This window comes from Rothia sp. SCPM-O-B-18226 (M350), from assembly GCF_058213595.1.
The window spans coordinates 689,653-701,026 of the sequence record NZ_JBYQJS010000001.1 but is presented as its reverse complement, the minus strand read 5'-3'; the positions used below and the strand labels follow the sequence as shown (position 1 = coordinate 701,026).

At 62.2% G+C, this 11,374-nt stretch carries 5 protein-coding genes and 1 tRNA gene; 2 read left to right on the top strand and 4 right to left on the bottom strand.

Going from position 1 to position 11,374, the window contains the following annotated elements; genetic code table 11:
* Positions 1-18 precede the first annotated feature (18 nt).
* Positions 19-771: a PspA/IM30 family protein gene (locus AC3E6W_RS02990; RefSeq protein WP_049332152.1), complete on the top strand. Its 753-nt coding sequence runs from the start codon at positions 19-21 to the stop codon at positions 769-771.
* 104 nt (positions 772-875) lie between these two features.
* Here AC3E6W_RS02990 and AC3E6W_RS02985 read toward each other — a convergent pair whose 3' ends face one another.
* The 4 genes from AC3E6W_RS02985 to AC3E6W_RS02970 all read right to left on the bottom strand — a co-directional run bounded on the left by AC3E6W_RS02985 (position 876) and on the right by AC3E6W_RS02970 (position 9,594).
* Entirely contained in the window at positions 876-3,299 is a 2,424-nt protein-coding gene (locus AC3E6W_RS02985; protein ID WP_490652281.1) for an S-layer homology domain-containing protein, read from the bottom strand.
* Between the two features lie 1,343 nt (positions 3,300-4,642).
* Positions 4,643-4,716, bottom strand: a tRNA-Met gene (locus AC3E6W_RS02980).
* 289 nt (positions 4,717-5,005) lie between these two features.
* Positions 5,006-8,125, bottom strand: a complete 3,120-nt coding sequence (locus tag AC3E6W_RS02975; RefSeq protein ID WP_490652280.1) for a UPF0182 family membrane protein — start codon at positions 8,123-8,125, stop codon at positions 5,006-5,008.
* Positions 8,126-8,370: 245 nt separating this feature from the next.
* The gene (locus AC3E6W_RS02970; RefSeq protein ID WP_485063989.1) at positions 8,371-9,594 is read right to left on the bottom strand and encodes a YlbL family protein; all 1,224 of its coding nucleotides are present in this window, start codon (positions 9,592-9,594) and stop codon (positions 8,371-8,373) included.
* A gap of 223 nt (positions 9,595-9,817) precedes the next feature.
* Here AC3E6W_RS02970 and AC3E6W_RS02965 point away from each other — a divergent pair, with 223 nt between their 5' ends.
* Positions 9,818-11,281 carry a zinc-dependent metalloprotease gene (locus tag AC3E6W_RS02965; protein ID WP_490652279.1) on the top strand — a complete coding sequence of 488 codons (1,464 nt, stop codon included), beginning with the start codon at positions 9,818-9,820 and terminating at the stop codon, positions 11,279-11,281.
* Positions 11,282-11,374 lie beyond the last annotated feature (93 nt).

Here is an 11,374-nt window from a genome sequence, read left to right as displayed (position 1 = left end):
AACAGAAAGTAGGAAATCATGGCTAAGCAGACTATCTTCGGTCGAATCGCACAGCTGGCGAAGGCAAACATCAACGCCCTGCTCGACGCTGCCGAGGACCCGCAGAAGATGCTGGACCAGATGGTTCGCGACTACACCAACAGCATCCGTGAGGCAGAGGCCGCCGTCGCCCAGACCATCGGCAACCTGCGCCTGCTGGAGAAGGACCACGCAGAGGACCTCAAGGAAGCCCAGGAGTGGGGCGCCAAGGCTCTGGCCGCCTCCAACAAGGCAGATGAGCTTCGCACCGCTGGCGATACCGCTAACGCTGACAAGTTCGACAACCTCGCCAAGGTTGCCCTGGGCAAGCAGATGCAGGCTGAGAAGGCTGCACAGGCCCTCGAGCCCCAGCTGGCTTCCCAGACCCAGGTCGTGAACCAGCTCAAGGACGGTCTGGACAAGATGCGTACCAAGCTCGACGAGCTGAAGTACAAGCGCGACGAACTGACCTCGCGTCAGAAGACCGCCACCGCTCAGAGCCAGGTCAACGACGCTCTGAAGGCCTTCGACGTGATGGACCCGACCAGCGAAATCTACCGTTTCGAAGAGAAGGTCCGCCGCGAAGAGGCACGCGTCATCGGTCAGCAGGAGCTGGCATCCTCCTCGCTGGACGCACAGTTCAACACCCTGGAGGAGATGGGTCGCCAGAACGAGCTCGACACCCGCCTGGCCGAGCTGAAGGCAAAGCAGACCCCCGCTATCGGTGGCGACACCCCCACCCAGACCCTCTAATCCGGTAGCGCGCCGATAGGCGCCTCCCTGTAGGTCACATACAAGAACCGCCCCGCTCCTGAAAAGGAGCGGGGCGGTTCTTTATGCCTTAGGAGCCGTACGCCTTAGTTAGCGTAGATGTACAGGTAGCCTGCCATAGCGTCACGGGTGATGGCTGCCGAGGAGGTTGAGCCGGTGCCGATGCCATTCGAGGCGGTCCAGGCCAGGGCCTGCGATGCGTAGCCGCCCTGAGCCTGTGCCGGGGAGCCGGCCGCACGGTACATGAACTCGGCCATGGTGGACTCGGTGACGGCCTCCAGGGGACGGAAGTCGCTACCGGTGATACCCTGCTGGCTCAGCCAGTAAATCTCCTTGTACGCGGGGTGGTTAACCGGAACGTCGCTGAACGGCGAAACGGCCGGTGCGTTCACGGCGGGGCGACCAGCCACGCGGTACAGGTAGGTTGCCAGCTGCGCACGGTTGACCGACGCGTTCGGGCGGAAGGTGCCGTCCGCGAAACCGAGCATGATGCGGTGATCAGAGTTCCAGCTGATCTCGTTGTAGTTCGGGTTCGAGTCGGACAGGTCGCTGTAGCCCAGCGCGGGGGTCTTGCCCGCGAAGTCCAGCGAGGAGGCCAGGATGTGCGGCAGGTCGTAGTCGTGGTGGCTGAAGCCGTCAATCAGCTTCACGCGGGCGTCAGAGAAGCCTGCGCCCAAGTATGCGTTGTAACCGGACTCGACGGCGCCTCGTGCGCTCCAGGTAACGGGGTTGGTGTTACCGGAGGTGTCATTCGCGCCAACCCACCAGTACATCGGGGATGCCTTGGTGGTTGCGTCAGCGTCCACCGATCCGTCCGAGTCGCCGCCTGCAACCATGATGGAGCCGCCGCCGTTACGCCAGGAGGTGTTGTGATCGGTCAGCTCGTAGGTGATGAACTCGGCGCCACCGGAGTAACCCATGGTCCACACCTGGGATGCGTCCAGGTTGTTCTCGCTCACGAAGGACTTCGCGAAGGAACGGAAGAACTCACCATTGGCGTCCATATCTTCCCACCAGGTGATGCCGTCACCGGATGCGTTGGTGTCCGGGGAAATGACCGGCACAAACACCATGTTGCGGGCGTTCGCGATCTTGCCCATTGCCGCGAGCATGCCCTCGTCGGGGGTGTAGACCTTGGACTCGTCACGCTGCCAGTAGTCACCGTCGAAGTAGAAGACCACGCCAACGGGCTTGGAGTAGTCCAGGTTGTTCGCGTACACGTGGTACTGCGAGGTGGTGCCGGCCGGGGAGGTGTAGCTCTGGTAGGTTGCGGAGCTCATGGTGCGGGCACGCTGGGTGCTCTGCTGCTTCTGTTCGGTCTTCTGCTCAGCCTTCTGCTCGACATTGGGGGCGGCGGTTGCCTTACCCTTGGTGAGCGAGTTGCTCAGGATCTGGGAGAAGTTGTAGTCGAAGTGGCCCGAGCCGTTCAGAACGGTTGCGGAGGCGTTGGTGTAGCCAGCGTTGCGGTAGGCGTTGTAGCCGCCCTCAACGGCGCCGCGGGCGCTCCAGGTCTGCGGGTAGGTCTCGCCGGTGCCGTCGTTCGAGTTTGCGTACCAGAACATCGGCTGGGACTTCAGCGCTGCGGAGGGGGTGCCCTCATCCAGGCCACCGCCGGCGACCATGATGGAGCCGCCACCATTGCGCCAGGTCTGGGGCTTGGTGTTCAGCTCGTAGGTGATGAACTCGGCACCACCGGAGTAACCCATGGTCCACACGTTGGAGGAGTCCACGCCGTTAGCCGCGATGAAGGAAGACGCGAAGGAGCGGAAGAACTCGCCGTTGCGCTCCATGTCCTCCCACCAGGTCACGCCAGCATCGTAACGGTTGGTGTCCGGGGAGATGACGGGCACGAACAGCATGTTCTGTGCAGCGGCGGAGGCAGCCATCTGAGCCAGCTCGCCGGAGGGGTCGTAGACCTTGGACTGGTCGTTGCGCCAGTAGTCGCCGTCGAAGTAGAAGACCACGCCAACGGGCTTGGAGAAGTCCACGCCCTCAGCGTACACGTGGTACCGCGAGGTGGTGCCCGCCGGGGAGGTGTAGGACAGGAAAGTCTGGTTGGTGCGGGTTGCGGGAACGGTGCTGCCGGCAACGGTGGACTGTGCCGCTTGAACGGTCTGGGCGTTAGCAACCTGCGAGAGAGTGGGCTCGGTGACCACGGGGGCGGTCTGGGTCGCCTGTGCCGAGGGGGTGGTCTGCGCAGACTGGAAGGTTGCGGGAGTAGCCTGCTCGGTCTGTGCTGCCTGAGTTGCCTGCGCGGTGTAGGTCTGCTGGATGGGCTGGACCTGGTTGGTTGCGGGAGCCTCAGCCTGCTGGCGAACCTGCACAGCCACCTGCGAAAGAGTAGACTGGGCGGTCGCGGTAAAGAGCGAGCCCTGGGGTGCGCCGCCGGGGATGTCCTGCACGACGGGAGCGAACGCGGATGCGGGAGACAGCAGGGTGCTACCGAGCACGGTGGGAACGGCAATAGCCGCGAGAGAGCCTGCCTTAACGGTGCGGGGGCGAAGTGCCATGGGGTGTCCTCGTTGTTGGTGTTTCTGGGGCGTGAACGCCCGTGAGTGGTTGAGTGATAGGTGATCTATAGGTGAGAAGCCTATAGGCGGTCGGCCTGCGGTTTTGGCACCGCTTTGGTTTGTCCATCACCATCCCGTGCTCGTGGCGGGGATGTCCTCATGCGATGGTTTGTGCGGGGTCAGTCCGATGACCTGCGCGGCGGACCGTGGTAACCATGTACTCAAAGCTACCAGGTCAAAAAGCCTTTTCTAACGGTTTTTTGGAGCATTTTTACCCCCTCGCAAAATACTAACCCTAAGCCTAAACTTTTTCTAAGGTTTAAGTTGAGAATGACATGGGTTCAACCGATGGTTGAATGAGGGGTTTTGCCTTGATTTTTCGCGGTTTTTGAGCGTTTTTTGAGCTCTATTCAAAAACATTCACTCCAGGCTTTAGAGTTTTATTGTGAGGACAATCACTTTCCGAGTTAATTTTTGCGGTTTTTAGCCATTTTTGCACCAAAATCCGCGGAATTCCGGGGTAAATCGACTGATTTCTCAACCGGGAATATAGAGAACATATCGCATATTCCGGTTCTGGCATGAGGTAAAAATGTCCTTTCGGGGAGTTCATAGCAGCTCACCGCCCCCCATGCGCACGATTCCGAGTGCCTCGACAAGGAAGCATTTTGACTCCTTCGAACTCCTTCGAGGAGCCGTCCCGAAGCCCCAATTTTTCCCCACCGTCGATCCGATCACTACTGGTCCGACTGACAAACTCAGAGAATTTGGAAAGAGGAGAAGAGAAGCTGGAGGGAGAAGAGCGGGACATTCTGGACCGACCAACGAGCACGGGGATAAGGGCCAGCAAGACACCCATCTGCGACCACGAGATTTCGGAACAAGTTAGAGACGACAGAGCCCCCAGAGACAGGTGGGGAGCTCCCGCTAGACGCCTATGTCGAGGTAACTGCGCCGAGGCGGTTTACGTCAAGATGAATTGCGTCAAGATGAATTGTGCCAAGAGACTATACCGAGACAGCCGCATCAAGTACGGCATGGGGTGCAAACCATTGCGCACGGCGCAGACCCCTCCGGTTAGCCGAGCCGGGTTCGATACAGGGTGCAAACCATCGCGTGCAACACGCCCTCTCCCCCGCTCAGCCAGGTCACGCTCTGCCATATCGGAGCTCAATCAAATCGGGGCCGTATAAGCCGGCATCCAACCGGTCAGTGCCCGAACATTCAAAGGGCCGGGGTAAAGAACCGTACGGTCATAGCTAGAATCGACAGCACAGCCGATTCCGGGCATAAAAAACGGGCATAAAAAAACTCCCGATAGCTAAGCTATCGGGAGTTATCCGTTGCGGGGACAGGATTTGAACCTGCGACCTCCGGGTTATGAGCCCGGCGAGCTACCGAACTGCTCCACCCCGCGGCGACTCATATAACTATACAGACCTCGGGGAACCTTCGCAAATTAAAAACATAATTTGTGGCGGATTGCACATTACGGGTTCTCTGACGCCCTCTGCAAGTCCCGCATCGCCGCTCAGAGCGCTCCGAGCCAAATGGGCGGGTACAGGCAGACGTCACGGTTGCAGAGAACGAACGAGACGCATAAGGCGAGGCCTCTCCCCCGTGTGGAGGAGAGGCCCCACCTCATGCGCAATGAAGGCTCCGGGCACGCTCAGCGGCCCGAGGAACTGCTCGCCAAGGCCTCCGGCCTAGCGAGAGGCACTAGCCGAAGCACTTGCAGAAGCACTTGCGGATGCGTTCGGCGAAGCGTTAGCCGAGGGGCTGGCCGCCGCGGAGGCAGAGGCGCTCGGAGTTGCCGAGCCCTTGTTCTGCGCTTCCTCGGCCGCCAGGGCCTTCTTCACGGCCGCTTCCAGACGCTTCTGGGCCTCACCGTAGGCGGCCCAGTCGCCCTTCTTCATCGCGGCGTCGCTATCGCTCATAGCCTTCGAAGCGTCGTTCAGAGCCTGCTTCAGTTCGGAATCGTTCGAGCCCGACGAAGACGAGGAACCCGAAGAGGAACCAGAAGCCGAAGGAGCCGGCGAAGCCGTGGCCGAGCCGTCCAGCTTAGCGCCCGAAGAGCCGCCGAACACCTGGTTCAGGGCCTCCTCCAGGGTCGGGGCGAAGCCGACCTTATCGCCGAAGCTCACCAGCACGCGCTGCAGGCGCGGGTACTTCGCGTCACCGCTGGACTGCACGTACACCGGCTGAACGTACAGCATGCCGCCGCCCACCGGCAGGGTCAGCATATTGCCGTTAATAACCTCGGAGGAACCGCGGCGCAGCAGGTTCAGCTGGTTCGAGACCTCGGCATCAGAGTTGAAGATATTCTGAGCCTGGCCCGGGCCGGGAACCACCGAAGAACGCGGCAACTCCAGCAGACGCAGCTTGCCGTAGTCGGCGCTACGCTCGCCATCCTTACCGGTACCGGCGTCGCCGTTAGCGGCCAGGAAGCCGTACATCACGTTACGAGAGTTCGAATCGCTCTGCTGAGGAATGAACGTCGTCGTCAGCGAGAAGTGCGCGCGCGAATCCCCGGGCATCTGCAGGGACAGGTAGTACGGCGAAATCGGCTGGTTACGATCGTTGGTCGGGTCGTTCGGAATCGACCACACGTCATCGCCCGCGTAGAAGCTGTGAGCGTTCGTCACGTGGTACTTATTCAGCATGGTGCGCTGAATATTGAACATGTCGGTCGGGTAACGCACGTGGCTCATGAGCGAAGCGTTCATCTCGTGATAGCTCTTCACCGTGCCGGGGAAGACGCTCTGCCAAGCCTTGAGCACCGGATCTTCCTCATCCCAGGCGTACAGGGTCACCGAGCCGTCGTAGGCGTCCACGGTGGCCTTCACCGAGTTACGGATGTAGTTCACCGACTTCGACCGCTGAGCCCCCGCCGCGGTGGCAGAATCCTGCGAGCTACCCTGCGCGTAGGGGAACTGGTCGCTCGTCGTGTAGGCGTCCACGATCCACTGCACGCGGTTATTCACGATCGCCGGGTACGGCTTGGAATCCACCGTCAGGTACGGGGCCACCTTGCGCACGCGGTCCAGCGGGTTGCGTTCGTACAGAATCTGTGAGCCGTCGCGCACCGCATCCGAGAGCAGAATGTCGGAAGACTGGAACTTAATCGCGTAGGACAGACGGGCCAGCAGCGAATCGACGCGGGGGCCGCCGTTACCCGAGAAGGTGTACTTCGCGTCGGAGGCGTTCGTCTCCTCCGCGGAGAGCGGGCGGTCCAGCTCCAGGGTGTCGCCCCTACCGCCCACAATCGAGTACTCCGGCGAGCTCATACCGAAGTAGATGCGCGGCTCGTAATCCTCGCTCAGGGTACCGGTCGCCTTAATGCCGGACTGCAGGAACTTGGGGTTACCCGCCGAATCCACCTGGTTACCGTACGCGGCAATCACGCCGTAGCCGTGGGTGTACACCACGTGGCGGTTGAACCAGGAATCGCCGTTGGTCTGCGTGGGGTTCAGCTCGCGGGCCGCCAGCACGGTGTCCTGAGTGGTGTTACCCACGGTGTAACGGTCCACCGCCAGCTGCGACTCGAAGCGGTAGTACGGGCGGAACTGTTGCATCTGCGCGAACGCGGAGGAAACCACGTTCGGATCCAGCAGACGAATGTTCGCGATGGTTGCGCTCGAGGAGCTCAGGGCACCGGCGCGAGTGTCGATGGTCGCGTCGTACGGGGTGGTCTCAATCTTGTCCAGGCCGTAGGCGTAGCGGGTCGCATCAATATTGCGCTGAATAAACTGCGACTGCGCGCCCTGCTCGTTCGGAACCACCTGGAAACGCTGCACAACCCACGGGTACAGGCCACCGGCCACCAGCGATACGACCGCCAGCATTGCGGTGCTAATCAGCGGCAGACGCCAGTGATTCTTCACCGCGGCAGCAATGAACATGAACGACACCAGCAACGCCGAAACCGCCAAGATGGCGCTCACGGGAATGGATGCGTTCACGTCCGTGTACATGGCGCCGGCCCAGCGTCCGGCCTGCTGCTGGGTGGACGAGTAACGGTCCAGCCAGAAGCTCACCGCGCGGGTCAGAACAAACACGACGGCAAGCACGGCCGCGTGGCGGCGGAAAGCGTGAGTCGTGGTCACGCCGCCCGGCTGCACCTTAATGCCGCCGTAGAAGTAGTGCATGAACAGGCCGGCCACCGCGGTGAGCGCCACGGAGGAGGTCACCAGCGACACCACCACGCGCAGGAAGGGCAGCACAAACACGAAGAAGCCGTAGTCCAGGCCGAATTCCGGGTCGGTCTTGCCGAAAGACTGCTGGTTGAAGAAAAGGGCGACCGTGCTCCACTGCGACATCGTTGCCGAGGCAATAAACAGGCCCAGTAGCAGCGGAACCGCAATCAGCAAAAGCTTACGCGCCTTATCCACGCTCTCGTGGTAGCGGCGCATGCTATCCTCGGCACGCTGCTGGCCGAACACGTCGCGGAGCATCTGCTCGGTCGCATCCGAGGCGCTCGTCGGGACGCTCTGGTTCGGGCCGGCCTCATCCTTCGCGTTCTGCTCGCGGGTGGCGGGCAGAACATCCGCGTGGCGGACCGCGTAGGTCATGGAGGCCCACAGCGGCAGGGCCACCACGAGGGCGGCCACAACGAACACCGCGGCCTTCAAAAGAATCTGGGTGGTGAAGACGGTGCTATAGCCCAGCTGGTCAAACCACAGCCAGTCCGTGTACACCTGGGATAGTCCCACAAATGCGGCAATCAGAACCGCGACAACCACAATCGTCATCAGTAGAGGGCTACGACGCTTCTTTGCTCGTTCCTTCTTCTGTGGGCGTGGGGTCTTATCGGTCGACTCAGACACAATTCCTCGCTCATCATTTCAAAATGTTCTTTACCTTAAGTATCGCAGAGGTTGGAGGAACGAACGTTGACATGACGTCAGAGGAGGGGTCGTTCGCCCGCTATCCCACTATTCGCACACACGCTCACCGGTCGCGAGGCGGTCACCGCGCATAACGAAGGCCCCGGCTCGAGTGAGCCGGGGCCCGAAGCTTCCCGGAGGGGAAGCGCCCGCGTTCGTCAGGGGTTGCCCGTTAGAGCTGCACGTTAGGATCCGCAGCGCGGCAGCGAATCATCGGGGGCGCCAGATTTAATGGCGCCCACGACCTGCACCGCCTCGTCCAGCGTCGAAACCGGGACCACCACCATCGTGCCGCGCACCTGGCCGGCATGATAGTAGTTGAGCATCGAGGGGTCCTGCTCCTGCATCTTCAGGACCGAATCGCAATTCTCCTTGGGCGCCAGGAAGTAGCGCGCACCGTAGCGGCCCGTTGCCAAAATCTTGTACTTGATGCCGCCAATCGCGCCAACATTACCGTTCGCATCAATCGTGCCGGTGCCCGACACGTAGCTGCGGTAGGGGTCGCCGCCGGCGTCTTCGTCTGCCAGCAGGGTGCCCTCACTCAGCTTATCCACCGTGCCGAGGGCCAGCATCAGGCCCGCGCTCGGGCCGCCCACGCCGTCCAGGTTGTACTGCACCTGCGCCGGCAGGTCATAGCTCTGCTTCAGGCTGATGCCCACGACCCAGCGGTCGCCCTCGGCCGAACGCACCGGGTTCAGCGTCACCGTGCGCTGCTGGCCGTCGCGCTCAACCGTCACCTGAATCGGCGAGCCGTTCGAGGCGTTTACCGCCTGCGATACATCTTTGAGGGTGGTAATCTGCTTATCCCCCACCTTCAGGAGGCGGTCGCCGCTCTCCAGCACGCCCGCCGCGGGAGAACCCTCAACGGTCGTGTTCACCAGTACTTTCTCGGTCACCTGCATCTTCAGGTGACGCATGGCCGCGACCTTCGCCTGCGTCTGCGAATCGGCCATCTGCGCGCCGGTCTCGGCCGTGGCCGTCTCGTGGCTCACGTGCGGGTACAGGGCGTCGGTGGGCACCACGAGGCTGCGGTTGCCGTCAAAAGCCAGCCACCCGTAGAAAGCCTCCGCGCCGGACAGCTCAGTGTACGGGCCGCCCGCCACCGACACCGTGGTCATGTTGAGCTTGCCGTAGGTCTTATAGCTGGGGGCGCCCGAAACTTCGATGACGTCCTTATCCTGGTAGGTGCCGAGCACGTCAAAGAGCGGGCCGGGGCCTTCCTTCACGTACGAGCTGGGCAGGACAAACGCACCGGCCAGCAACGCGCAGGTCGCCACGGCGCTCACGGAACGCAGGTTGAAGCGGCGCTCGCGGCTACGCGATCCGCGCTTACGGCGATGAGCTGAGGACTCGGCGGAAGCCTTCGATGAGGACTTCTCGGATTCGAACGGTGAGGTGGGCTTAGTCATGTTTTCTAGACTACCGGATGAATGCCCTCATCAACACACCTTTTCTGGCCGGTCCCTCGGCTAGAGCTAAGGTCGGGGTCAAACCGGGTGAAGACCCGCTTGTGAGCCCTCAGCTGATTAAGGCGCATCCGAGGCGCCGACACGGGAAATTCACAGCAAAAATCGGTAGGCTGGACAGCGAGCGGGCCGGCTGTGCCCACCTTCGGATTAGGAAAGGTTTCAGATGTCTGATCACCACCACGGCGACGCCTCCAACGAGCGTGACCCCCTCGAAGAATTCCTGAAGAAGATGCAGGAGCAGGGCTTCGACCCCTCCGCAGGGGCAACCGGCCAGGGCGGTAAGGGTGCCTCCTCCAACGCACAGAACCCCTTCGGCGCGCTCTTCGGTGAGGGCGGGCAGAACCCCTTCGGCATTAACATCGATCCCGAGGACCTCAAGAACATGGGCATGAGCTTCGACCCCGCTATGCTGCAGGGCATGTTCTCGCAGGTGCAGGCCATGTTTGCCGGCGCATCCGACGAATCCAGCCCTAGCGGCGTGAACTGGACCAACGTCAAGAATCAGACCCGCCAGATGCTCGCCTCCATGGGCGAGGACCCGGCGGTTCCCGAAAACCTCAAGCGCGCCGTCGAGGACGCCGCAAACCTGGCCGACCTGTGGCTGGATGCGGTCACCTCCATCGAGCGTCACAACCTGCCCGTGCAGGCCTGGTCCAAGGCCGAATGGGTTGAGGAGTCCTTCGACTCCTGGCGCGAGATGGTCGAGCCCGTGGCCGCCGAGGTCACCCAGGCCATGGTCATGCCCGGCCCCGCGGACGAGCTGCCCGAAGAAATCGCCGCCATCTTCAACAGCGGATTCCTGAACAACGTTGGCGCCATGATCTTTGGCGCCCAGATGGCCCAGGCCCTCGCGAAGCTCGCCGGTGAGGTGTACTCCTCCACCGATGTGGGCTTCCCCCTCGCCCCCGGCCACTCCGCACTGCTGCCCAACGGCTACCAGCAGCTCGCGGACGACATCGAGGTGCCGCCGCAGGAGGTTCTGCTCTACCTGGCCGTTCGCGAGGCCGCGCTGATTCGCCTGCACAAGGCCAACCCCTGGCTGCGTGAGGACCTGGTCCAGCTCGTGGCGCGCTACGCCCGCGGTATCCGCGTGGACATGAACCGCATGCAGGACGCCGTCTCCCAGGTGGACATGAACGACCCCGAGGCCGTTCAGGAGGCCTTCGAGGGCGGCATGTTCAGCCCCCAGCGCACCGAGGACCAGGAGCTTGCCGTTCAGCGTCTCGAGGGTCTACTGGCCCTCATCGAGGGTTGGGTGTCCGTCGTGACCGAGGACGCCACCCGCAACCTGCCCAAGGCCCCGCAGCTGACCGAAATCATGGCCCGCCGCCGCATCGACGGCGGCCCCAGCGAGCAGGTCTTCGAGAACCTGGTCGGCCTGCAGCTGCGCCCGCGCCTGGTGCGCGAGGCCCAGCAGTTCTGGCGCTGGTACGAAAGCTCCCACGGCATCGAGGCGCGCGACGGCCTCTGGGACACCCCGGAGACCCTGCCCACCCCCGCTGAGCTGGAGGACTTCGCCGCCTACGACGCGCGCATGAACGAAATCAGCCTGGACGACGTGGACTTCGAGTCCGAGCTGCAGAAGCTGCTGGACGGCGGCTTCGGCGAGGCTCCCGAAGAGAAGTAACCGCGGAGCTAACCCGATAGACCGGCAAAATAATACTGAAACCTCGAGCGGGGGTGGCTTGTGAAAGCACAAGCCACCCCCGCTCGAGTATTT